The 22,053-nt window shown below is 70.7% G+C and carries 21 protein-coding genes and 1 tRNA gene; 13 read left to right on the top strand and 9 right to left on the bottom strand.

Annotated features, from left to right (window positions below):
* Positions 1–2 precede the first annotated feature (2 nt).
* From ACFV5H_RS23355 to ACFV5H_RS23365, 3 genes are all read left to right on the top strand, one after another.
* Entirely contained in the window at positions 3–1,481 is a 1,479-nt protein-coding gene (locus tag ACFV5H_RS23355; protein ID WP_385197113.1) for an ATP-binding protein, read from the top strand.
* A 463-nt stretch (positions 1,482–1,944) separates the two neighbouring features.
* A complete protein-coding gene (locus ACFV5H_RS23360; RefSeq protein WP_385197095.1) occupies positions 1,945–2,190 on the top strand; it encodes a helix-turn-helix domain-containing protein in 246 nt (81 codons plus the stop codon).
* Positions 2,191–2,266: 76 nt separating this feature from the next.
* Positions 2,267–3,502, top strand: a complete 1,236-nt coding sequence (locus ACFV5H_RS23365) for a tyrosine-type recombinase/integrase (protein ID WP_385197096.1) — start codon at positions 2,267–2,269, stop codon at positions 3,500–3,502.
* Positions 3,503–3,580: 78 nt separating this feature from the next.
* Here ACFV5H_RS23365 and ACFV5H_RS23370 read toward each other — a convergent pair whose 3' ends face one another.
* A complete protein-coding gene (locus ACFV5H_RS23370; RefSeq protein ID WP_385050607.1) occupies positions 3,581–4,342 on the bottom strand; it encodes a phosphoglyceromutase in 762 nt (253 codons plus the stop codon).
* Between the two features lie 153 nt (positions 4,343–4,495).
* Here ACFV5H_RS23370 and ACFV5H_RS23375 point away from each other — a divergent pair, with 153 nt between their 5' ends.
* Positions 4,496–5,776 (top strand): MDR family MFS transporter, encoded by a 1,281-nt coding sequence (locus ACFV5H_RS23375; protein ID WP_385050609.1) that lies wholly within the window; start codon positions 4,496–4,498, stop codon positions 5,774–5,776.
* 36 nt (positions 5,777–5,812) lie between these two features.
* Here the strand turns inward: ACFV5H_RS23375 and ACFV5H_RS23380 are convergent, their stop codons facing one another.
* From ACFV5H_RS23380 to phoU, 3 genes are all read right to left on the bottom strand, one after another.
* On the bottom strand, positions 5,813–6,061 hold the full coding sequence (locus ACFV5H_RS23380) for an SCO4226 family nickel-binding protein (protein WP_385050612.1): 249 nt from the start codon (positions 6,059–6,061) through the stop codon (positions 5,813–5,815).
* Positions 6,062–6,219: 158 nt separating this feature from the next.
* Complete coding sequence (locus tag ACFV5H_RS23385) at positions 6,220–6,375, bottom strand: hypothetical protein (RefSeq protein WP_167748580.1); 156 nt, start codon at positions 6,373–6,375, stop codon at positions 6,220–6,222.
* A gap of 132 nt (positions 6,376–6,507) precedes the next feature.
* The gene (gene phoU, locus ACFV5H_RS23390) at positions 6,508–7,197 is read right to left on the bottom strand and encodes a phosphate signaling complex protein PhoU (RefSeq protein ID WP_073934358.1); all 690 of its coding nucleotides are present in this window, start codon (positions 7,195–7,197) and stop codon (positions 6,508–6,510) included.
* 201 nt (positions 7,198–7,398) lie between these two features.
* Here phoU and ACFV5H_RS23395 point away from each other — a divergent pair, with 201 nt between their 5' ends.
* Together ACFV5H_RS23395 and ACFV5H_RS23400 are read left to right on the top strand one after the other, a co-directional pair.
* On the top strand, positions 7,399–8,712 hold the full coding sequence (locus ACFV5H_RS23395; protein ID WP_385057091.1) for a sensor histidine kinase: 1,314 nt from the start codon (positions 7,399–7,401) through the stop codon (positions 8,710–8,712).
* On the top strand, positions 8,709–9,389 hold the full coding sequence (locus ACFV5H_RS23400; RefSeq protein WP_030829297.1) for a response regulator transcription factor: 681 nt from the start codon (positions 8,709–8,711) through the stop codon (positions 9,387–9,389). Before ACFV5H_RS23395 ends, ACFV5H_RS23400 begins: the two co-directional genes overlap by 4 nt.
* Before the next feature lie 394 nt (positions 9,390–9,783).
* Here ACFV5H_RS23400 and ACFV5H_RS23405 read toward each other — a convergent pair whose 3' ends face one another.
* Complete coding sequence (locus ACFV5H_RS23405; protein WP_385057094.1) at positions 9,784–10,482, bottom strand: DUF461 domain-containing protein; 699 nt, start codon at positions 10,480–10,482, stop codon at positions 9,784–9,786.
* 664 nt (positions 10,483–11,146) lie between these two features.
* Between ACFV5H_RS23405 and ACFV5H_RS23410 the strand changes: the two genes are divergently transcribed.
* The 6 genes from ACFV5H_RS23410 (at position 11,147) to ACFV5H_RS23435 (ending at position 17,840) form a co-directional block, all read left to right on the top strand.
* Positions 11,147–11,629 carry a CarD family transcriptional regulator gene (locus tag ACFV5H_RS23410; RefSeq protein ID WP_003953493.1) on the top strand — a complete coding sequence of 161 codons (483 nt, stop codon included), beginning with the start codon at positions 11,147–11,149 and terminating at the stop codon, positions 11,627–11,629.
* Between the two features lie 327 nt (positions 11,630–11,956).
* Positions 11,957–12,733 carry a 2-C-methyl-D-erythritol 4-phosphate cytidylyltransferase gene (ispD, locus tag ACFV5H_RS23415; RefSeq protein ID WP_385057097.1) on the top strand — a complete coding sequence of 259 codons (777 nt, stop codon included), beginning with the start codon at positions 11,957–11,959 and terminating at the stop codon, positions 12,731–12,733.
* Positions 12,723–13,229 (top strand): 2-C-methyl-D-erythritol 2,4-cyclodiphosphate synthase, encoded by a 507-nt coding sequence (gene ispF, locus ACFV5H_RS23420; RefSeq protein ID WP_385197097.1) that lies wholly within the window; start codon positions 12,723–12,725, stop codon positions 13,227–13,229. The genes ispD and ispF overlap by 11 nt, the downstream gene beginning before the upstream one ends.
* A gap of 147 nt (positions 13,230–13,376) precedes the next feature.
* Entirely contained in the window at positions 13,377–14,777 is a 1,401-nt protein-coding gene (gene cysS, locus ACFV5H_RS23425) for a cysteine--tRNA ligase (RefSeq protein ID WP_385057102.1), read from the top strand.
* 167 nt (positions 14,778–14,944) lie between these two features.
* A complete protein-coding gene (rlmB, locus tag ACFV5H_RS23430; RefSeq protein WP_385197098.1) occupies positions 14,945–15,889 on the top strand; it encodes a 23S rRNA (guanosine(2251)-2'-O)-methyltransferase RlmB in 945 nt (314 codons plus the stop codon).
* Positions 15,890–16,232: 343 nt separating this feature from the next.
* Entirely contained in the window at positions 16,233–17,840 is a 1,608-nt protein-coding gene (locus ACFV5H_RS23435; protein ID WP_385197100.1) for a DoxX family membrane protein, read from the top strand.
* Between the two features lie 82 nt (positions 17,841–17,922).
* Here the strand turns inward: ACFV5H_RS23435 and ACFV5H_RS23440 are convergent, their stop codons facing one another.
* The 4 genes from ACFV5H_RS23440 to ACFV5H_RS23455 all read right to left on the bottom strand — a co-directional run bounded on the left by ACFV5H_RS23440 (position 17,923) and on the right by ACFV5H_RS23455 (position 21,110).
* Positions 17,923–18,327, bottom strand: coding sequence for a VOC family protein (locus ACFV5H_RS23440; protein ID WP_385057108.1), 405 nt, complete (start codon positions 18,325–18,327; stop codon positions 17,923–17,925).
* Positions 18,328–18,429: 102 nt separating this feature from the next.
* Positions 18,430–19,161: a nucleotidyltransferase family protein gene (locus tag ACFV5H_RS23445; protein WP_085572515.1), complete on the bottom strand. Its 732-nt coding sequence runs from the start codon at positions 19,159–19,161 to the stop codon at positions 18,430–18,432.
* A gap of 233 nt (positions 19,162–19,394) precedes the next feature.
* The gene (locus ACFV5H_RS23450; RefSeq protein ID WP_385057111.1) at positions 19,395–19,838 is read right to left on the bottom strand and encodes a hypothetical protein; all 444 of its coding nucleotides are present in this window, start codon (positions 19,836–19,838) and stop codon (positions 19,395–19,397) included.
* A 183-nt stretch (positions 19,839–20,021) separates the two neighbouring features.
* Complete coding sequence (locus ACFV5H_RS23455; RefSeq protein ID WP_385057114.1) at positions 20,022–21,110, bottom strand: ABC transporter ATP-binding protein; 1,089 nt, start codon at positions 21,108–21,110, stop codon at positions 20,022–20,024.
* An 844-nt stretch (positions 21,111–21,954) separates the two neighbouring features.
* Here ACFV5H_RS23455 and ACFV5H_RS23460 point away from each other — a divergent pair.
* A tRNA-Thr gene (locus ACFV5H_RS23460) sits at positions 21,955–22,030 on the top strand.
* The last annotated feature ends 23 nt before the right edge of the window (positions 22,031–22,053 follow it).

The following is a 22,053-nucleotide window of genomic DNA, read 5'->3' on the forward strand; positions in this document are numbered from 1 at the left end:
CCATGTCCGACGACGACAAGACCCCCGCCCGCGAGATCATCACCGACTACGCGCAATCCCACTTCCGGTACTTCCGCACCGCCGACGGCACCGTATACGCGCAGCGCAACGGCCACCCCGTGGCCCGCCCCATCCGCTCCCAGGGCACAACCGGAAGCCACCGCCAGGAACTCATGGTCGGACTGTTCAAGGACGGCATCGGCGTGTTCAACGGCACCGCCATGAAGGAAGCACTGGACCTGATCGAAGCGCTCGCGCTGACCGAGGACGTCCAGCCCGTACACATCCGCGTCGCCCCCGGCTACGACGGGGCCACATGGCTGGACCTCGGACGGGCCGACGGGCAGTCGGTGCGCATCCACCCCACCGGATGGGACATCCGCACCCCCGACCCGCAGGAAGTCTGCTGGCGGCGCACCCAGCTCACCGGAGAACTGCCCCTGCCCGCCAAGGACACGAACGGCAAGGGCATCGACCTGCTGATGCGGCTGTGCAACTTCGCCACCGCCGAGACCGAGTGCCTGGCCATCGCGTGGCTGATCGGCTGCATGGGGCCGACGGTGCCCGTCCCGGCCCCGTTCCTCACCGGCCCGCAGGGCGCGGGCAAGTCCACCGGCGGGCGGATGCTCGTGCGGATCATCGAGGGCATGAGCGGCGACCTGCGCCGGGCCCCGAAGGACGAGGAAAACCTGATCACGGCCGTGGCCGCCGGCTGGGTCACCGCCCTGGACAACCTCTCCCACATGACCCCCGAGTTGTCCGACGCGATGTGCTGCATCGTCACCGGCGCCGAGAACGTCAAGCGCGCGCTGTTCACCGATGGGGACGTCTTCCGCGTCGGCTACCGCCGCCCGCTGCTCCTGACCGGCATCGACGTCGGGGTGATCCGGCCCGACCTTGCGGAGCGGCTGTTGCCGCTGCGGCTGGAACGTCCCCGGGTTCGGCGTACGGAAGCGGAACTGTGGTCCGACTTCGCCGAGGTGCTGCCCGTCATCCTCGGCTCGCTCCTGGACCTCACCGTGCAGGTGCGTGCGGCGGAGGCGGACATCCCGACTGACCTGCGCATGGCCGACTTCGCGCACCTGTGCGCGCAGCTGGACGCGGCCACCGGTCTGGGGGCGCTGGCCGCCTACCGGGCCAGCCTGGACGACCTCAACGACGACGTCATCGAGGGCGACCTGTTGGCACAGACCGTGCTCAAGCACGCCGCTGGCATCGAACCGGGCACCGAGCAGCGGATGACGTCCGCCGAATGGCTGCACAGCCTCACCGGCCTCTACAGCGGTGAGGAGTGCCGTCCCCTGCCTAAAGGGTGGCCGACCACGGGCAAGGTGCTCTCCGACCGGCTCAAGCGGCTACAGCCCACCCTCGCGGCCCGGGGTGTCCTCATCGACTGGGGGCGCACAAACGCATCCCGCTACATCGAGATCGCGCGGCCGGCCGCCGCACCGCCGGCGTCGGCGCAGGAAGCGGCCTTCTAACCGCCCGGCACCACGACCGCCCGGACCAGCAAGAGGAGCACCCGGGACCGGGTGCTCCTCTTGCTGTTCGGCGGCAGCGCCGCCCTGCGCAGGTCGCGCCGCGCAGCGGCTCCCTCTTCACTCTCTGAGCCGCGCACCACAACAGACACCACCCCCTCTTTGTCCTAAGTAGGAAGACGCTGCGTCACCTGCGTCACCCACACCCCGAAGACGGCCGCTGACCTGCCGAAAGACCGGTGACGCAGACGGCCGATTCCTGCGTCACCCCGCGTCACCTGCGTCACCCGATGACGGAGGTCTACGTCACCGGTGACGCGCCCCCACCGCGCTGCGTCACCACGAAACCGCAGGTCAGAGCCGCGAATGACGCAGATGACGCAGGTGACGCAGAAATCCGCCCCTCGGACACACGCGGAGTCCGAGAAACCCCCGAAGCCAACGCGACTCAACCTCTGAGGACTCCATGAGCCGAACCAGTTCCGCTCAACCTGACCCCCGCGACACGCTCCGCAGCGGCTTACCTGATCGGTACCTCACGCCCGACGACATCGCCGAGATGTTCGGCGTCCCCCTCGAAACCGTCTACCAGTGGCGCAGGAAGCGCAGTGGTCCTCCTGGCTTCCGCGTCGGCAAGCACGTGCGTTACGACCCCGCCGAAGTGGGGGCTTACGTCGCTCAGCTCAAGAACGTCGACCGCGTCGCGGCCTGACGTGACCTCGCACACCGCCAGGGGCGGCCGGTGAACGGCCACCCCTGATCCATGCTGAGAAGGGACTCCGCCTCCGATGGCAGGCAGCATCCAAGACCGTTGGTTCAAGACCACAACCGACGCCAACGGCAAGACCGTCCGCGTCAAGACCGACCGTCACGGCACGGGCATGCGCTACCGGGCTCGCTACTTCACACCCGACGGGAAGCGGAAGGGCAAGTGCTTCCCCGATGGACAGAAGCGCCTCGCCGAGCAGTGGCTGAGCAGCATCACGGCGGACGTGGCCCGCGGCGACTTCATCGACCCGAACGCGTCGCGTACGACGTTCCAGGAGTTCGCCGAGAAGTGGCTTGCGAGCCAGAGCGGCGACCCGAACACCCGGGCGTCGATGGACTCTCAGCTCAGGCTGCACGCCTTCCCGCGCATTGGGGCGCGTAAGCTCGGGGCGTTCCAGCCGAGTCACATTCGGGAGTTTGTGACGCAGCTCGAAGCGTCCGGCATGTCCGGCGCGTATGCCCGTGTGATCTTCTCCAACGTTCGCGCCGTGCTCTCCGCAGCAGTCGAAGATGGGTGCCTGCGCCGCAATCCCTGCAACTCGCGCACGGTGACGCCTCCCGAGCTGGGGACGCGTCGTGTCGTCCCCTGGCCGCCGGAGCGAGTCTTCGCGATGCGGGCCGCCATGGTCGAGCGCTTCCGGCCCATGGTCGATGTTGGTGCCGGCTGCGGTCTGCGGCAGGGCGAGATCCTGGGTCTGTCCGTGGATGACCTTGATTTCGAGGGGGGCACCCTGAACGTGGTGCAACAACTGAAGCTGAGCCTCAGCAAGCCCGTGTTCGCGCCCCCAAAGGGCGGCAAGCTCCGTGACGTCCCTCTGCCGGACCCCGTGGCGGAGGCTCTCAAAGAGCATATGGAGCGCTTCCCGCCGGTCGAGATCACGTTGCCGTGGATGCGCGCGAACGGCCAACCCGTGACCAAGAGGCTCATCTTCAGCGGACCCAACGGCGGCCACGTCTGGCGCACGTCACTAAATGAGGACCACTGGAAGCCTGCTCTGGCGAAGGTCGGCGTCATCCCGCAGGCCAAGAGCCGCGAGCACGCCGCCGCTCGCGAGCACGGCATGCACGCCCTGCGGCACTTCTACGCGTCCGTTCTGCTGGATGCAGGGGAGAGCATCAAGGCCCTTGCCGAGTACCTCGGACACTCCGATCCGGGCCTGACCCTGAAGGTGTACGCGCACCTCATGCCCAGCAGCCGGGAGCGTGCCCGGAAGGCTCTCGGCCACGCACTCCGACCGCAGGACCCGGAGGACTGAGGGCCCAGAGTGGTCCCAGGCCGTGAAAATGCCTCCCATCCGCGCCGTATGCGCAGGTGGGAGGCATGATCATTGGACCTACTTCTTCTTGCCCTGGTTCTTGACCGCCTCGATGGCGGCGGCGGCCGCCTCCGGGTCGAGGTACTTGCCGCCGGGGGTGACCGGCTTGAAGTCCGAGTCGAGCTCGTAGTACAGCGGGATGCCCGTCGGGATGTTCAGGCCCGCGATGTCGGCGTCCGAGATGCCGTCGAGGTGCTTGACCAGGGCGCGCAGGCTGTTGCCGTGGGCGGCGATCAGGACCGTGCGGCCGGTCAGGAGGTCGGGGACGATCGCGTCGAACCAGTACGGGAGCATCCGGACGACGACGTCCTTCAGGCACTCCGTCTGCGGGCGCACCTCCGGCGGGAGGGTCGCGTAGCGCGGGTCGGAGAACTGGGAGTACTCGGCGTCGTTGGAGAGCGCCGGCGGCGGGGTGTCGTAGGAGCGGCGCCACAGCATGAACTGCTCCTCGCCGAACTCCGCGAGGGTCTGCGCCTTGTCCTTGCCCTGCAGGGCGCCGTAGTGACGCTCGTTCAGGCGCCAGCTGCGGTTCACCGGGATCCACAGGCGGTCGGCGGCCTCCAGGGCGAGCTGCGCGGTGCGGATCGCGCGCTTCTGGAGGGAGGTGTGGAGCACGTCGGGCAGCAGGCCGGCGTCCTTGAGCAGCTCGCCGCCGCGCGTCGCCTCCTTCTCGCCCTTCGGGGTGAGGTTGACGTCCACCCAGCCGGTGAACAGGTTCTTCTCGTTCCACTCGCTCTCGCCGTGGCGGAGGAGGATCAGCTTGTACGGTGCGTCGGCCATGTGCCCGAGCGTAATCGACACCCCGCAGGGGCCGCGCGCCCTGCCCGCTTGGCGGACGGTTGACGGGATCTGTTAATTGAGTGGTTACCCCGGCCCCCTGCTCCGTAAGTTGTGCTCACCGCTTCAGCCGCTTACATCTTCCACGGGGGTCCCATGTCGGTCGACGGACTGAGACGTGCCGCGCGTGAGTCCGTCTCCGGGCTTCCCCGCGAGTTCTGGTGGCTGTGGACCAGCACCCTCGTCAACCGGCTCGGGGCGTTCGTCGCCACCTTCATGGCGCTGTACCTCACGCTCGACCGGGGGTACTCCGCCTCCTACGCCGGACTCGTCGCCGCGCTGCACGGGCTCGGCGGGGTCGTCTCGTCGCTGGGGGCGGGTGTGATGACCGACCGGCTCGGACGGCGGCCCACGCTGCTGGTGGCGCAGACCGCCACCGCCCTGTCCGTGGCGCTGCTCGGCTTCATGCGGGACCCGGTCGCCATCGCCGCCGTCGCGTTCCTCGTCGGCATGGCCTCCAACGCCTCCCGGCCCGCCGTGCAGGCGATGATGGCGGACATCGTGCGGCCGGAGGACCGTATCCGGGCCTTCTCGCTCAACTACTGGGCCATCAACCTCGGCTTCGCGATCTCCTCCGCGGGGGCCGGGTTCATCGCCGAGTACAGCTACCTCGCCGGGTTCCTGATCGAGGCGGGCATGACGCTGGTCTGCGCCGTGCTCGTCTTCGTGAAGCTGCCCGAGTCCCGGCCGGGGGGCAAGGACTCCCCGGATGCTTCCGGGGAGAGCGGGTCCGTCTCCCTTCTGACCGTGCTGCGTGACGGGCGGTACATGGGGGTCGTCGGGCTGTCCTTCCTCGTCGCCCTCGTCTTCCAGCAGGGGTATCTGGGGCTGCCGGTCGCCATGGGGGAGGCCGGGTTCACGCCCGCGGACTTCGGGATGGCCATCGCCGTCAACGGCGTACTGATCGTCGTCCTGCAGATTCCCGTCACCCGGTTCATCGAGCACCGGGACCCCGGTCGGCTGCTGGTGATCTCCTCACTGCTCGCCGGATACGGCTTCGGGCTCACCGCGTTCGCCGGGTCGGTCGGCGTCTTCGCCCTCACCGTGTGCGTGTGGACGCTGGCCGAGATCGTCAACGCGCCGACCCAGACCGGCCTGGTCGTACGGCTCTCCCCGGTGCACGGACGCGGGCGCTACCAGGGCATGTACACCATGTCCTGGGCGGTCGCCTCGCTCGTCGCCCCGCTGATGTCCGGGTTCGTCATCGACCACTGGGGCGCCGAGTGGCTGTGGGGGATGTGCGCCGTCGTCGGTACGGTGGCCGGCCTCGGGTACGGGCTGCTGATGCGGCGGCTTCCGGAGGAGGGGCTTCCGGAGAAGGGGAGGGAAGCGGTCGTGGTGGAGGTGGAGAAGGCCGCGGAGGTCAGTGCCTCCTGAGAGGCGTCGGCCTCCGCGGGGGTGCGAACATCCCGGTCAGACCGACAGCGTCACCGCGTGGATCTCGTCGGCCATGTGGCCGGTGCGTTCGTGGATGCGCTGGACCGCTTCGGCGGAGGGGGCCTCGGAGAGGCAGTAGATCGTGCCGGACTCCGGGTCCGCCCACGCCTGCCGGAAGTGGACTCCCTCTTCCTGCTGGATCGCGAGGTCGGACTCGTGGGCCTGCCGCAGCTTCTCCTCCGTGATGCCCTCCATGCCGTGGTGGACGTCCATGAACTGGGTCATGGCTCCGCACCTCCTTCCGACTTCCGAGCTTTCGGGTCGCGTCACCGCCGCCCACCTCCCATCCTGCGCCCCGCCGCACCCACCGGCACGCCGAGGACCCCGGCGCCCGTCACGGGCGCCGGGGTCCTCGGTCGATGACGGGCCGGGTGCGTACGGCGTCAGCCGCACTGACAGGGGTTGCCCGACTGGCAGCCGCAGCCGCAGCCCGAGCCGCAGCCGCAGGCGGCGATCAGGGTGAGGTTCCTGATCTCGGCGGGCTGCTCGGTCTCACGCTCCCGCGCGGGGTCGGGTGTCGTGCTGGGGGATTCGGCCATGGGTCCCTCCTCGGGGCTGGCGCCTGTGCACACCTGCCCCCATTGGACGCCCGCCCCGCCGGGCGCATCAACGGCGCATTGAGGCTCGTACGCACTCCGGCCGAGCCCCTTCGCGCGGGGGTACGCCGGCCGTCAGGCCCCCTCGACCCCCGGCACCGGCTGCAGGTCCGACTGGATCTCGTCCGCGTGTTCGCCGGTGACCAGGTACACCACCCGCTTGGCGACCGAGACCGCGTGGTCGGCGAAGCGCTCGTAGTACCGGCCCAGCAGCGTGACGTCGACGGCCGTCTCGATGCCGTGCTTCCAGCGGTCGTCCATCAGGTGCTGGAAGAGCGTGCGGTGCAGGAGGTCCATCGCGTCGTCGTCCTGCTCCAGCTGGAGCGCCAGGTCGACGTCCTTGGTGATGATCACCTCGGCCGCCTTCGCCATCAGGCGCTGCGCGAGCTGGCCCATCTCCAGGATCGTGGCGTGCAGATCGCGCGGGACCCCCCGCTCCGGGTAGCGCAGCCGGGCCAGCTTGGCCACGTGCTGGGCCAGGTCGCCCGAGCGCTCCAGGTCGGCCGACATCCGCAGCGAGGTGACGACTATGCGCAGGTCGGTCGCCACCGGCTGCTGGCGGGCCAGCAGGGCGATGGCCCGCGCCTCCAGGTCGTGCTGGAGCTCGTCGACCTTCTGGTCGGCCTCGATCACGCTCTCCGCCAGCTTCAGATCGGCGTCGAGGATGGCCGTCGTGGCGCGTCCGATCGCCGACCCGACCAGCCGGGCCATCTCCACCAGACCGTCACCGATCGAATCCAGTTCCTCGTGGTACGCGTCCCGCATCAGGGTTCCTCTCGTGCTTCTTCGTCCGGGCTTCAGGGGCCTGCTCTCCTCCCCACGCTCCCACGTTGTGTCCTCCACGCGTCCGATTCCGCCACCTCACATGAACCGTCCCTGGCTCCAAGGTGAACTCTGGGCGACGAGTGTTCGAGCTCGCACTCCGACGGCTGTGGGCACCGCCCGCGCCATGCCTAACCTGGACGCATGGACGTGAACGCGGCGGTCGCCGCAGTGGCAGCGATCGCCGGGGTGCTCACCGGCGTCATCGCCATGCTGGCGTTCCGCTTCAGCGAGCGCGAACAGAGGCGCCCCACGCGCACCTCCCTGCACACGGACCCGGTGCTTCCGCCCGGTGTGGACACCGTGCTGTCCGTGCTGCGCTCGTCCGCCGTCGTCCTCGACGAGGCCGACGGCGTGGTCAAGGCCAGCTCCGCCGCGTACGCCCTCGGGCTGGTCCGCGGCGGCAAGCTCGCCGTGGAGCCCATGCTGCAGATGGCCCGCGACACCCGGCGCGACGGCGAGATACGCCAGGTCGAGCTGGACCTGCCCCGCCGGGGGACCGGACGCGGCGAGGCCCTCGCGGTGTCCGCGCGGGTGGCGCCGCTCGGCTCCCGGCTCGTTCTGCTGCTCGTCGAGGACCTCACCGAGGCCCGCCGCATCGAGGCGGTACGACGTGACTTCGTCGCCAACGTCAGCCACGAGCTGAAGACGCCCGTCGGGGCGCTCTCGCTGCTCTCGGAGGCCGTGATGGACGCCTCCGACGACCCCGAGGCGGTGGAACGGTTCGCCGGCCGGATGCAGATCGAGGCGACCCGGCTGACGAACCTGGTGCAGGAGCTCATCGACCTCTCCCGGGTGCAGAACGACGACCCGCTGGAGGACGCCGAACCCATCCGCGTCGACGAACTGGTCGCCGAGGCCATCGACCGCTGCCGGCACCAGGCGGGCACCAAGGAGATCACCATGGCTGCGGGAGGCACCGCCGACCTGCATGTATGGGGCAATCGCGGCCAGCTCGCCGCCGCGCTCGGCAACCTCGTCGAGAACGCGGTCAACTACTCACCCGCCCGCACCCGCGTGGGCATCGCGGCCCGTACGGTCGCGCAGCCCGGCGGGGCCCTGATCGAGATAGCGGTGACCGACCAGGGCATCGGCATCTCGGAGAAGGACAAGGAGCGCGTCTTCGAGCGCTTCTACCGGGTCGACCCGGCCCGCTCCCGTGCCACCGGCGGTACGGGGCTCGGCCTCGCGATCGTGAAACACGTGGCCGCCTCGCACGGCGGGGAGGTCACGGTGTGGAGCGCCGAGGGCCAGGGTTCCACCTTCACCCTGCGGCTGCCGGAGGCCCGTGCGGCCCGCGACCGCGCCCACCAGATGTCCCACCGGGACGACATGTCCCACCAGGGCGGCGACACCCACGGCCTCGACGGTGAGGTCCGACGGGCGTCCCACTCATCCCCCCACTCTTCCGATTCATCCGCGTACGAAACGCTTCCCTCCCCGGAGGTCCTTCCGTGACCCGTGTGCTCGTCGTCGAGGACGAGGAGTCCTTCTCCGACGCCCTGTCGTACATGCTCCGCAAGGAGGGCTTCGAGGTCGCCGTCGCGACCACCGGGCCCGACGGACTCGACGAGTTCGAGCGCAACGGCGCCGACCTCGTTCTGCTCGACCTGATGCTGCCCGGGCTGCCGGGCACCGAGGTGTGCCGCCAGCTGCGCGGCCGTTCCAACGTCCCCGTCATCATGGTGACTGCCAAGGACAGCGAGATCGACAAGGTTGTCGGGCTGGAGATAGGGGCCGACGACTACGTCACCAAGCCCTTCTCCTCGCGGGAGCTGGTGGCCCGTATCCGCGCGGTGCTGCGGCGGCGCGGGGAACCGGAGGAGGTTGCTCCGGCGGCGCTGGAGGCCGGGCCGGTGCGGATGGACGTCGACCGGCATGTGGTGACGGTGGGCGGTACGAAGGTCGATCTGCCGCTGAAGGAGTTCGATCTGCTGGAGATGCTGCTGCGGAACGCGGGGCGGGTGCTGACGCGGATGCAGCTCATCGACCGGGTGTGGGGGGCCGACTACGTCGGTGACACCAAGACCCTCGATGTTCATGTGAAGCGGCTGCGCGCCAAGATCGAGCCCGATCCGGGGGCGCCGCGGTATCTGGTGACGGTCCGGGGGCTGGGGTACAAGTTCGAGCCGTAGGCCTGCGGCGCGGCGTTGTCCGGTGCCGGTGCCGGTGCCGGTGCCGGTGCTGTGGCCGGTGCTGTGGCCGGGCGGGGGGTGTTGCGCGGCCCGGCGTTTGCGGGGTGCCGCCGCGCCCACCCGTGCCGCCCCAGCGGCACGACTGCCCGCGGTGGCGCGGCGGGGTGGGCGTCGCCTCGGTGGCATGACTGCCCGCGGTGGCGCGGCGGGGTGGGCGTCGCCTCGGTGGCATGACTGCCCGCGGTGGCGCGGCAGGGTGGGCGTCGCCTCGGCGGCACGACTGCCCGCAGTGATGCGGCGGGGTGGGCGTCGCCTCGGCGGCACGACTGCCCGCGGTGACACAGCGAAGGGCGGGACCCCTCTGGGGGCCCGCCCTTCTGTGTTGTGCGTGTGCTCAGTGGCCGGTCTGGGCGCTTGCCGAGGCTGCGTCGGTCGGGGTGACCGAGGACTCGTCGGTCTCGGTGTTCTCCGTGTTCCCCGGGGCGCCGGTGGCCTCGTCCGTGGTGCCGGCGGCCGGCTCGTCGGAGGACTCCGCGGACGGCTCCGTCGACGGCTCCGTCGAGGCGCCCGGCGCGGCGGCCTCCTCGCTCGGGCCCCAGCTCTCGAAGAAGTGCTCGGCCGGGAAGACGAACGCGCGCAGGCTCACGTCGCCGGTCTTGCTGAAGGTGAAGGTGACCTTCTGGGCGTTGCCGTCCTGGACGGCCTCACGGCTGCTGGGCAGAACGGCGGACGCGTTGCCCTCGCCGCCGAGGATCAGCGAGCCGCCGGCCGGGACGGTGAGGCTGCCGCCCTCGGCGGGGCTCAGCTCGGCGGTCTTGCCGGTGCCGGGGATGGTGACCGACTCCAGCGTCTGGTCGGTGCGGCCCTCGTTGAACAGGGTGGCGGAGACGACCGCCGGGCCCGTCGACTCAAGGTCGGGCTGGGTGATGACCGTGGCGTTCTGGACCTTGATGTCGCCGACGGTCGTCGCCGCGTTGTCCGGCTTGATCTCCAGGGTCTGGGCGTTGTGGCCGGCCGCGCACGCGGAGAGCGAGGCGATCGAGAACGCGATGGCGGCGGCGGCGAGAGCGCCGCGTCGAAGGCTGCTGCTCACGGCGGCGGCAACTCCTTGACTCGAGTCGTTCGGCGACCGGGTGAAGCCGCCCTAAGTGTCTGTCAGCGGCCTCAGGTTACCGAGCCGTTCCCGCCAGGCCGCACCCGACCCTCCCGAGACGTCCCGTGTCGGCCCGGTAAGGCGTGCCCGGACCCCTCGTCACCGCCCCCGGCACCACCTCGTCGACGGTCGGGAGCGGGTGCGCTCCGCCTCATGAGTCACAAGTGACTCACCAGTCACTTGGGCCGCTTTCGCGCCGTACTCCCGCGCCATTCCCATAGTGACCGCGCATTTCCCGTGAAGGAATGAGCGAAGGGCTCCGGAATTGATCACCGGCCGCTCATCCTCGTGTCGTGTGATCAATTCCGGATTCGACCGGAACCCGGCTCCGCTCACCGAACGGAGTAGCGGAACTCGAGCACTTGGAACCGGACATATGGGGATGTTCGACCGCTCGTGCGGGGCTCCGGATGTGTGTGACGTGCGCGTTTCGCTTGCGCCGGAGAGCCGCTCCGACCTGCGAATACCTGCTTCCGCTAGGCGTCCGCAGCACGTTCCTGTTGCTGTTGTCAAGCCCCGAGAATGGCCCTGACCTGCGAAAACGCCATTCAGAAGACGCCGTATCCGTGTTACCCTGGATAGCCACGGAAGGGGTACCTGTCACATGACGTTCAAGGTTGGCGACACCGTGGTCTATCCCCATCACGGGGCCGCGCTGATCGAGGCTATCGAAACTCGCCAGATCAAAGGCGTGGACAAGACCTACTTGGTGCTGAAGGTCGCCCAGGGTGACCTGACGGTACGTGTGCCAGCGGACAATGCGGAGTTCGTCGGCGTACGTGATGTGGTCGGTCAGGACGGGCTGGACCGGGTCTTCGAGGTGCTGCGCGCGCCGTATGCGGAGGAGCCCACGAACTGGTCCCGTCGTTACAAGGCAAATCTCGAGAAGCTCGCCTCGGGCGATGTCATCAAGGTCGCGGAAGTCGTGCGTGACCTGTGGCGTCGTGAGCGCGAGCGCGGACTCTCCGCCGGTGAGAAGCGCATGCTCGCCAAGGCGCGTCAGATCCTGGTCAGCGAGCTCGCCCTCGCGGAGAACACCAACGAGGACAAGGCCGAGGCCCTGCTCGACGAGGTCCTCGCCTCCTGAGATTTCTGAGTCGGTCGCGGCCCGCGGCCCACTCTCAGCACTCAGCACTTGAAATGCCGCGGTGCCCGATGACGTCATGGACGTCGCCGGGCGCTGCGGCATGTTCGTACCCGGACACCGCACGTACGCTGCACTTGCGCCGTATCGGGGAATGTGTCATGACTCACGTCCCCACCCCTGGCGTACCGGGCCCGGACGGTCGACTCGACCAGAATCACGGAAGGGGCTGGTCAAGGCGGAACGCCCGGCACTCCCCCCGCTCCGGGAGCAGGGGGTACGCCCAGGCCATACCCACCCGGGCCGAGCACACAAACCTGACAGGAACCGATGTCTGACGATCCGCTCCCCCAGCCGTCGCCGAACCCCGTATCCGGCCGTACGACCGCCCGTACGGCGGCCGTGATCCCGGCCGCCGGCCGTGGTGTACGCCTCGGACCGGGCGCCCCCAAGGCGCTCCGCGCGCTGGGCGGCACGCCCATGCTCATCCACGCCGTCCGCGCGATGGCCGCCTCCCGCGCCGTCTCCCTGGTGGTCGTCGTGGCCCCGCCCGACGGCGCCCCCGAGGTCAAGTCACTGCTCGACGCGCACGCCCTGCCCGACCGCACCGACTTCCTCGTGGTCCCCGGCGGCGAGAGCCGCCAGGAGTCCGTGAAGCTCGGCCTGGACGCGCTGCCGCCCGGCTACGACATCGTCCTGGTGCACGACGCGGCCCGCCCGCTCGTCCCCGTGGACACCGTCGACGCCGTCATCGAGGCCGTACGCGACGGAGCGCCGGCCGTCGTACCCGCCCTGCCGCTCGCCGACACCGTCAAGCAGGTCGAGCCCGCCGACGTCCCGGGCGAGCCGGAACCCGTGGTCGCCACCCCGGACCGGTCGCTGCTGCGGGCCGTGCAGACCCCGCAGGGCTTCGACCGGGCCACCCTCGTGCGCGCCCACGAGACGGTGAAGGACGACGTCACCGACGACGCGAGCATGGTCGAACAGCTCGGCCTCACCGTCGTCACCGTCCCCGGGCACGAGGAGGCCTTCAAGGTCACCCGCCCCCTCGACCTGGTCCTCGCCGAGGCGGTCCTGGCCCGCAGGAGGCTCATCGATGGCTTCTGAACAGCCGTACCCCCTGCCGCAGGTCGGCATCGGCACCGACATCCACGCCTTCGAGGACGGCCGCGAACTGTGGTGCGCCGGCCTGAAGTGGGAGGGCGAGGGACCCGGCCTCGCCGGCCACTCCGACGCGGACGTCGTCGCCCACGCCGCCTGCAACGCCCTCTTCTCCGCCGCCGGCCTCGGTGACCTGGGGCAGCACTTCGGCACCGGACGCCCCGAATGGTCCGGCGCGTCCGGCACCACCCTGCTGACGGAGGCCGCCCGCATCGTCCGCGAGTCCGGCTTCCGCATCGGCAACATCGCCGTACAGGTGATCGGCCCCCGCCCGAAGATCGGCAAACGCAGACAGGAAGCCCAGAGACTCCTCTCGGAGGCAGCGGGCGCCCCGGTCTCGGTCTCCGGCGCCACGACCGACGGCCTGGGCTTCCCGGGCAGGGAAGAGGGCCTCATGGCGGTGGCAACAGCGCTGGTCGTAAGAGAAGCAGGAGAAGGGTGAGCTGTCCGACTCAAGGGGCGCGGGACCGTGCCGATATGCGGCTCCGCCGCGCGGGCGCGATCAACCCCCACCGGGCCCGCACGTGACATACGTCGTCGAAACCGCCAGAGGCGCACCGCACGCGTCCGCGCCTACTACCCTGGTGTCGTGACTATTCGCCTGTACGACACCAGCGCCCGGCAGATCCGTGACTTCACCCCGCTCCAGCCGGGTTGCGTCTCGATCTACCTGTGTGGTGCCACCGTGCAGGCGGCACCCCACATCGGGCACATCCGCTCGGGCCTGAACTTCGACATCATGCGCCGCTGGTTCGAGTACCGCGGCCTGGCGGTGACGTTCATCCGCAACGTCACCGACATCGACGACAAGATCATCGCCAAGTCCGCCGAGCAGGGCCGCCCCTGGTGGTCCATCGGCTACGACAACGAGCGCGCCTTCACCGACGGCTACCGCGCCCTCGGCTGCCTGCCCCCGACCTACGAACCGCGCGCCACCGGCCACATCACCGAGATGGTCGAGATGATGCGCGGCCTCATCGAGCGCGGGCACGCCTACGAGGCCGACGGCAACGTGTACTTCGCGGTCACCTCGTTCCCCGAGTACCTGAGGCTGTCCAACCAGGAGCTGGACAACCTGCTCCAGCCGTCCGCCGAGGGCGAGACCGGCAAGCGGGACCCGCGCGACTTCGCGATGTGGAAGGCGGCCAAGCCCGGTGAGCCGAGCTGGGAGACGCCGTGGGGCCGCGGACGCCCCGGCTGGCACCTGGAGTGCTCGGCGATGGCGCACAAGTACCTCGGCAGCGCCTTCGACATCCACGGCGGCGGCCTCGACCTGATCTTCCCGCACCACGAGAACGAGATCGCCCAGGCCAAGGCCTACGGCGACGAGTTCGCCCGCTACTGGGTGCACAACGCCTGGGTCACCATGAGCGGCGAGAAGATGTCGAAGTCGCTCGGCAACAGCGTCCTGGTCTCCGAGATGGTCAAGCGCTGGCGGCCCATCGTGCTGCGCTACTACCTCGGCACCCCGCACTACCGGTCGATGATCGAGTACAGCGAGGAGGCCCTGCGCGAGGCCGAGTCCGCGTTCGCGCGGATCGAGGGCTTCGTGCAGCGCGTGGTGGAGAAGGCCGGGGGCGTCGTCGAACCCGCCGACGAGGTGCCGCCCGCGTTCGCCGAGGCGATGGACGACGACCTGGGCGTCCCGCAGGCGCTCGCCGTCGTGCACACCACCGTCCGGCAGGGCAACAGCGCGCTGGCCGCCGACGACAAGGAGGAGGCCGTCGCCCGCCTCGCCGAGGTCCGCGCCATGCTCGGCGTGCTCGGCCTCGACCCGCTGGACCCGCACTGGGCCGGCGAGAGCGACCGCGGCGAGGACCTGCACGGCGCGGTCGACACCCTCGTCCGCATGGTCCTCGACCAGCGCGAGGCCGCCCGCGCCCGCAAGGACTGGCCCACCGCGGACGCCATCCGCGACCAGCTCAACCAGTCCGGCCTGGTCATCGAGGACAGCCCGCAGGGGCCGCGCTGGAGCCTCGGCCCGCGCTGAGGAGCCAGGCCCTGACAGGCCCTGACCGGCTCTGACCTCGGCATCCGAAGATCGACTGTGCCGTCCGGGCCTCCGGGCGGCACACTTCATAGGCACACGTCACAGACGTACGCACGCAGTACGCACAAAAGCAGCACCACCCACGACTTCACGGAGACGGATACCTCATGGCCGCGAACAACCGCCGCATGTCCGGCAAGAAGGGCGCGCAGGTCGGCAGCGGCGGCCAGCGGCGCCGGGGCCTGGAAGGCAAGGGGCCCACGCCGCCCGCCGAGATGCGCAAGGGGCACGCCAAGCAGCGCGCCGCCCAGGCGAAGGCCCGCCGTGCCCAGGGCGCCCGCCCGCAGCAGCGGCGCGGCGGGGGCCGCTCGGCCTCCGAACTCGTCGTCGGCCGCAACCCGGTCGTCGAGGCGCTGCGCGAGGGCGTGCCCGCGTCCACGCTGTACGTCCAGCAGTTCATCGACAACGACGAGCGGGTGCGCGAGGCGCTCCAGCTCGCGGCCGAGCGCGGCGGGATCAACCTCATGGAGGCCCCCCGCCCCGAACTCGACCGCATGACCAACGGCCTGAACCACCAGGGTCTGGTCCTCCAGGTCCCGCCGTACGAGTACGCGCACCCCGAGGACCTCGTCGCCGGCGCCCACGAGGAGGGGCAGGACCCGCTGATCGTCGCCCTCGACGGGGTCACCGACCCGCGCAACCTCGGCGCGGTCGTCCGGTCCGTCTCCGCGTTCGGCGGCCACGGCGTCGTCGTGCCCGAGCGGCGCGCCGCCGGGATGACCGCCGGCGCCTGGAAGACGTCCGCCGGTACGGCAGCCCGTACGCCCGTCGCCCGCGCCACCAACCTGACGCGCGCGCTGGAGGCGTACAAGAAGGCCGGGATCGCGGTCGTCGGCCTGGCCGCCGACGGCGAGGCCGAGCTCGGCGACCTGGACGCGCTGGACGGACCGGTCGTCATCGTCGTCGGCAGCGAGGGCAAGGGCCTCTCCCGCCTGGTCGGCGAGACCTGCGACTTCCGGGTGCGGATCCCGATGCCGGGCGGCGCGGAGTCGCTCAACGCCGGTGTGGCGGCGGGCATCGTGCTGTATGAGGCGGCGCGTCGGCGGGGCTGATTGCGGGGGCCGGTGGAGGTCGCCGGTCGGAGGCCGGCGCGGCCGTGCGAAGCCGCGCAGCGTGCGAGTGCGGCAGACGGGGGTGCCGCCGGTGTGGCGGCGGGCATTGTGCTGTACGAGGCGGCGCGTCGGCGGGGCTGATTGCGGGGGCCGGTGGAGGTCGCCGGTCGGAGGCCGGCGCGGCCGTGCGAGTGCGGCAGGCAGAGGTGCCGTCGGCGGGGCTGGACGGGTGTTCGGCTGGGTCGCCCATACGGGGTGTTCCGGGGGGTCCGGGCAGGCTTGACGCGGCCCGGACACTTCCGGCGGGTCAAGGCAGTGTCCTAACGCCATGTCACTCGGTTAGATGAGTGTGGACACGAGAACACCCCGCACACCCACGGGGGACCGCTCGTCGGGACTCGACGACGCTCCCGCGCTGAGCATGGTGAAGGTGCCGAGCGATCCGGCGCAGGTCATCGTCAATCACGCCAGCTTCCGCGTGCAGCTGGGCGTCTCGGCGCGGCGCGCCCAATCGCCGCGGATCGCACGGCACGTGAGCGCCGCCGAGGACACCGCCCGCATCCCCGTCGTCACCACCGTGGGCACGCCCGGCCAGGCCGCCCGCCGCCGGCCCGTCGTCTGGAGCGGCCGGTCCGCGCCCGACGACACCGGCGCCCACCGGCTGCTCCAGGCCGTACGGCACGAAGGCGTCCGTCACGCCGACGAGCCGCTCACCGACTCCGGTGCCACCCGGGTCATCCCGCGCACCGGCACCGGGTACGACCACGCCGACGACCCGGTCACCCAGACCCTCGAAACCCCGTTCGTCGGCGCCCAGCGCCGCCCGGCCGACGGCCCCCTGCTGCCCCCGATGCGCACGGTCGGCAGCGCCTACGACGAACCCGCGTACGACAACGGGCCCGAGAACACCGGCCGCCGCGCCAGGCGGCACGGCGACGACCCGGCCCGGCACGCCTACTACCCCGGCCGCCGGATGAACCTCGGCGTCGTCCTGCTCCCGCTGCGCGTCTTCCTCGGCGGCATCTCCGTCTACGCCGGAATGAGCAAGCTGTGCGACCCCCTCTACTTCGAGGGCGGCAAGCGCGGCTCCATGGTCAAGTGGCTGCACACCCTGCACCCCTGGGAAGTCGCCGAGCCGCTGCGCCAGTTCGCCCTGGAGCACCCCATCGGCTCCGGCCTCGCCATCGCCTTCGCCCAGATCGTCGTCGGCGTCCTGACCGCCCTCGGCTGCTGGCAGCGCCTGGCCGCCGTCGTCGGGGCGACGCTCTCGGCGGCACTGCTGGTCACCGTCAGCTGGAAGAGCGTCCCCGCCTACGAGACACCCGACATCATCTACCTCGCCGCCTGGTCACCACTGGTCATCGCGGGCGCCCCCGTCTACTCCGTCGACGGCCGCCTCGCGAGCCGGGCCTGGCGCCGGCTCGGCCCCCGCGCCGACATTTGGGACCTGCGCCGGTACGTGCTGCGCCGGGGCGCCCTGGTCACCTTCGTGGTCTGCGGGTTCAGCATGCTCGTCGGCTCACTGCTCGGCGGTGCCGTGCGGGACGCCGACCGGGTGGTCGTCCCCGGGCCCGGCGAGGCCCCGCGCAACGAGCTCCCCGGCTCCCCGCTGCCGGGAGAGTCCGGCGAACACCAGAAGGAGAAGCGGACCCCGGCCGCCTCCACCTCGCCCACCCGGGACGCCACTTCGGACGCGACGAGCCCGTCCGCCGACGCCACCACCCCCGGCGCGACCCAGGGTGCCGACGCGGCCACCGGCGCGCCCAGCCAGACCCAGGGCAGCGCCGGCCAGGCCCCGCCCCGGCAGTCCTCCCCGGCCGACCAGGCACCGAGCACCAGCTCCGGCCCCACCTCGGGCGGCGCCGGCGCCTCCGGCGGCAGCGGCGCACCGAGCGGGGGCAGCGGCGGCTCCTCCGGGAAGCCGGGACTCGTGGGCGGCCTCCTGGGATAGCCCGCGTACGGCAGTGGGGTCCCGCATGTCGTCCGTGCGGGACCCCACTGCCGTGGAAGCGGCGGCTACGGACGGACGGCCGTCACGCCCCGCTCGCCCGGCCGCGCTGGCGCAGTGCGATCCGGTTTCCGTCCGGGTCCACGGCCTCGACGCGCACCCCGAACGGGTAGTCCTCCGGCTCGGGCTGGTCGAACGTCACACCGCGGTCCCGCCACACCGCGAAGTCCTTCCGCAGATCGTCCGATTCGAGGAAGACCGCACCGAGCGCCCTTCCGCCCGGCTCGCCCGCGGCCGGCTGCCCCGAGCCCGCCCCGTGCGGCCACAGGAGGAACTCCAGAGCACTGCCCGGGACACCCACCGTGAGGAAGCGCCCCTCGGGGCCCGGATGGTCCACGCGCTTCTCCAGACCGAGCTGGTCCGTGTAGAACCTCAGCGCCCGGTCCTGGTCGGTCACGTTGATCGTCACGTACATGACGCTGGTCAGCATCGTGCGGTCCCTTCCGTCCGTCCGACGTGGCGGGGCGCCACGTCGTGTCACGTCACTGACGGACGGCGGCCGGACGATGTGACGGGCGGAAGGGAAAAGATTTCAGCGGCCCTGGGCCGAGAGCTCCTTCGCCGCCTCCGTCAGGTCCTTCGCGGTGTCGATCGCCCGCCAGTAGGAGCCCTGGGGGATGGGGAAACCGGCCAGGCGGCGTTCGCGCGCGAGGTGCGGGAACGTGGTGCGTTCGTGGTCGCCGCGCTCCGGGAGCAGACCGGCGAACTCGGGGGAGAAGACGTACACGCCCGCGTTGATCTCGAAGGTCGACGGCGGGGCCTCGATGAAGTCGGTGATGTGCCCGAAGCCGTCCGTGCGTACCGCGCCCCACGGGATGCGCGGGCGGGCCAGGGCGAGGGTCGCGACGGCGTCCCGCTCGGTGTGGAAGTCGGCCATGTCGCGCAGCGAGAAACGGGTCCAGATGTCGCCGTTGGTGGCGTACCAGGGCCGGTCCGGGTGCGGGAGGCGGGCGGCGGCGTACTTCAGGCCGCCGCCGCGGCCGAGGGGTTCCGTCTCGACGACGGTGGTGACGGAGAGGGGCAGGTCGGCGGTGTCCAGCCACTTCTGCAGGACCTCGGCGAGGTGGCCGCAGGAGACCACCACGTCCGTCACGCCCTCCTCGGCGAGCCAGGAGAGCTGGTGGCCGATGATCGGGGTTCCCGTGCCGGGGATCTCGACCATCGGCTTGGGGCGGTCGTCGGTGTACGGCCGGAGCCGGGACCCCTGGCCTCCGGCCAGGACTACGGCTTGTACGGGGCGGGCGACGGCTCGCGGATCGGTCATGCCCGCACTTTACGCGGCGCGGCGTTTTGGGGGTTGCCCGGTGTTGGCGTGGGCCGGGGGGTGGGGCTGCGGCCCCGGCGCTACCGGGTGCCCCGCGTCGGTGTGGGCCGGGGGTGGGTTGCGCGGCCCGGCGCATGCGGGGTGCCGTCGCGCCCACCCGTGCCGCCCCAGCGGCGCGACTGCCCGAGGAGGGCGGGGCATACGGCTGCCCGCGGGAACGGGGGCAGCCGGGGTCAGCGGTTGGCTGTGGTGACGCCTGAGGCGAAGGAGGTGTCGCAGACCGGGCGGGCGTAGGACTGGGCCTTGGTCGGGCCGTAGACGCGGACCGCCGCCTTGCCGAGGGCGCGGGCGATGGACGCGCAGTGCTTCGCCAGCGACGGGCGGTCGTTCACGGCCTGCTGGAGGTGGGTGAGCGCCGCACCCGGGTTCTCCTCCTGCAGTTCGACCAGCAGCCTGTCCCGCAGCACATGCTGCGGCGCCCGGGCGTCGGCACGGGAGGACGCGCCGGAGGCGGCCGTGAGCACGGGGCTCGAGGGGGCCCCCGACCAGTTGACCCGCGCGACCGCGAAGGTCCCGGAGAGCACCAGGACGACGGGCAGGACGAAGGCGAGGGAGCGGCCGATCCGGCGGGCGGGGCCCCGGCCGCGACGCGTCTGAGGGTTAGTGGAGTGCTTCACGCGTGTGAGGGTAGCGCCCGGTAGCGACAAGAAAACATTCCGTCACCGTTACGGGGGACAAGGAACCCGGTATCCCGGGCGGCGTGTTGACGTACGGGGTCGAAATGACCGATGTGCCGGGGTATTTGTCGACAACGTGGAAGGGCCCCGCAGCGATCTGCGGGGCCCTTCCACGAAACGGCGTCAGTCGGACAGGCGCGCACCGGTCGACGTCGAGAACACGTGGGTCTCGCCCGCGCGCGGCACGACGTGCAGCACGCTGCCCTTCTCCGGGACGTCACGGCCGCCGACGCGGACGACGATGTCCTTGGACTCGCCGCCGATCTGCGAGGTGCCGTAGACGAACGCGTCGGAGCCCAGCTCCTCGACGACGTTGACGGTGACGGCGACACCCTGGTCGGAGTCGGCGCCGGCCACGTCGAAGTGCTCGGGGCGGACGCCCACGGTGACGGTCTTGTCGCTGGTCGCGGAGAGCGCGTCACGCTGCACCGGCACCACCGAGTTGCCGAACTTCACACCGCCGTCGGTGACCGGGACCTCGATCAGGTTCATGGCCGGGGAGCCGATGAAGCCGGCGACGAACAGGTTCGCGGGCTTGTCGTACATCTTGCGCGGGGAGTCGACCTGCTGGAGCAGACCGTCCTTGAGGACCGCGACACGGTCACCCATGGTGAGGGCCTCGACCTGGTCGTGGGTGACGTAGACGGTGGTGATGCCGAGACGGCGCTGGAGCGACGCGATCTGCGTACGGGTGGACACACGGAGCTTGGCGTCCAGGTTGGACAGCGGCTCGTCCATGAGGAACACCTGCGGCTCACGCACGATGGCACGGCCCATCGCGACACGCTGGCGCTGACCGCCGGAGAGCGCCTTCGGCTTGCGGTCCAGGTACTCGGTGAGGTCGAGGATCTTCGCGGCCTCCTCGACCTTCTGCCGGATCTCCGCCTTGTTGACGCCGGCGATCTTGAGCGCGAAGCCCATGTTGTCGGCGACCGTCATGTGCGGGTAGAGCGCGTAGTTCTGGAACACCATGGCGATGTCCCGGTCCTTCGGCGGCAGGTGCGTGACGTCGCGGTCACCGATGCGGATGGCGCCGCCGTTGACGTCCTCGAGCCCCGCGAGCATGCGGAGCGAGGTGGACTTGCCGCAACCGGACGGGCCGACCAGGACGAGGAACTCGCCGTCCGCGATGTCGATCTCCAGCGCGTCGACGGCGGGCTTGGTGGAACCGGGGTAGATCCGGGTCGCCTTGTCGAACGTGACAGTGGCCATGGTGAATGGTCCCCTTCTACCGGCAGGAACGTGCCGGACGATCCGAGTAGGAAGGTGATGCCACGACGGGTGTTCCGTTGTGGTGTTGGTCCACACGAGTGAACTGGCACAGGACGGTACCCGGCGTTCACCTGCTTGTCAGTAGTTCCAGGGCTGTGAATTTCGCGGAAACTTTCGACGACGGGGTGAGTGGCGGAGCACCCCGCTTTTGACCATCGCCAGAGCAACGCCCTGTGACCTCGCCCTGTGCTGGGGCAGAGCACGGACCTTTTGACCTTGTCCAGGGCTTCCCGCTTCATCGCCCGCTGCCGACCACACAGCCTTGTTGAGCTGCGCATGCCCGGTCTGACACGGGTTCCACAGGCATGACGGCCGACGGCCCGTCGGTCCGTATACGAACGGCCGCCCCTGCACGGCCGGAGAACACGCTTCCGGCTCCGACGCCCTGACGCGGCGACTCGCCCCAACCGGCGTGCGGAGTCGCCCCGTTCGGCTTCGCCTTCCGCCGCCTCCCCTCGCCCTGCTCCTCGCTGTGGGGCCGCAAAGGGGCCGTCTTGCGTGCGTGCCGCGCACCGCGTTCGTGGATGCCGGGGACCTCGCGCTTGACGCGCTCGGCCTCCTCGCCCTTCACCGCCTTCGGCTGGGACCCGTCCGCCGGCTCCGCCATGATCCCCTCCCCGGCGATCCGGCCTTCGGAACAGCACCTCGGACCGATCGGAGGACGGGTGCACGGATGGTTACGGTCGGTTTCCGCGGCGGGCGGTACGGAGAACTTCGTGGCTGCACGGAAGGCGCTCTGTGTACAGTGGAGCAGCCCTTCGCGTACGGCGTCGTAGTGCGCGATGCCTCCTTAGCTCAGTCCGGCCCAGAGCGGCTGTCTTGTAAACAGCAGGTCGTCGGTTCGAATCCGACAGGGGGCTCAGCGAAACCCCAGGTCAGCTCT

Origin of the sequence: Streptomyces sp. NPDC059787 (assembly GCF_042732315.1) — a bacterium.
Taxonomy (GTDB): Bacteria; Actinomycetota; Actinomycetes; order Streptomycetales; family Streptomycetaceae; genus Streptomyces; species Streptomyces atrovirens.

Coding starts and splice junctions, on each gene's coding strand:
- ACFV5H_RS23375 (WP_385050609.1), top strand. CDS start 4,496: ATGTCGGTCGACGGACTGAGACGTGCCGCGCGTGAGTCCGTCTCCGGG.
- ACFV5H_RS23360 (WP_385197095.1), top strand. CDS start 1,945: ATGAGCCGAACCAGTTCCGCTCAACCTGACCCCCGCGACACGCTCCGC.
- ACFV5H_RS23365 (WP_385197096.1), top strand. CDS start 2,267: ATGGCAGGCAGCATCCAAGACCGTTGGTTCAAGACCACAACCGACGCC.
- ACFV5H_RS23395 (WP_385057091.1), top strand. CDS start 7,399: ATGGACGTGAACGCGGCGGTCGCCGCAGTGGCAGCGATCGCCGGGGTG.
- phoU (WP_073934358.1), bottom strand. CDS start 7,197: ATGCGGGACGCGTACCACGAGGAACTGGATTCGATCGGTGACGGTCTG.
- ACFV5H_RS23410 (WP_003953493.1), top strand. CDS start 11,147: ATGACGTTCAAGGTTGGCGACACCGTGGTCTATCCCCATCACGGGGCC.
- ispF (WP_385197097.1), top strand. CDS start 12,723: ATGGCTTCTGAACAGCCGTACCCCCTGCCGCAGGTCGGCATCGGCACC.
- ACFV5H_RS23355 (WP_385197113.1), top strand. CDS start 3: ATGTCCGACGACGACAAGACCCCCGCCCGCGAGATCATCACCGACTAC.
- ACFV5H_RS23385 (WP_167748580.1), bottom strand. CDS start 6,375: ATGGCCGAATCCCCCAGCACGACACCCGACCCCGCGCGGGAGCGTGAG.
- ispD (WP_385057097.1), top strand. CDS start 11,957: ATGTCTGACGATCCGCTCCCCCAGCCGTCGCCGAACCCCGTATCCGGC.
- ACFV5H_RS23440 (WP_385057108.1), bottom strand. CDS start 18,327: ATGCTGACCAGCGTCATGTACGTGACGATCAACGTGACCGACCAGGAC.
- rlmB (WP_385197098.1), top strand. CDS start 14,945: ATGGCCGCGAACAACCGCCGCATGTCCGGCAAGAAGGGCGCGCAGGTC.
- ACFV5H_RS23380 (WP_385050612.1), bottom strand. CDS start 6,061: ATGACCCAGTTCATGGACGTCCACCACGGCATGGAGGGCATCACGGAG.
- ACFV5H_RS23370 (WP_385050607.1), bottom strand. CDS start 4,342: ATGGCCGACGCACCGTACAAGCTGATCCTCCTCCGCCACGGCGAGAGC.
- ACFV5H_RS23445 (WP_085572515.1), bottom strand. CDS start 19,161: ATGACCGATCCGCGAGCCGTCGCCCGCCCCGTACAAGCCGTAGTCCTG.
- ACFV5H_RS23435 (WP_385197100.1), top strand. CDS start 16,233: ATGAGTGTGGACACGAGAACACCCCGCACACCCACGGGGGACCGCTCG.
- ACFV5H_RS23455 (WP_385057114.1), bottom strand. CDS start 21,110: ATGGCCACTGTCACGTTCGACAAGGCGACCCGGATCTACCCCGGTTCC.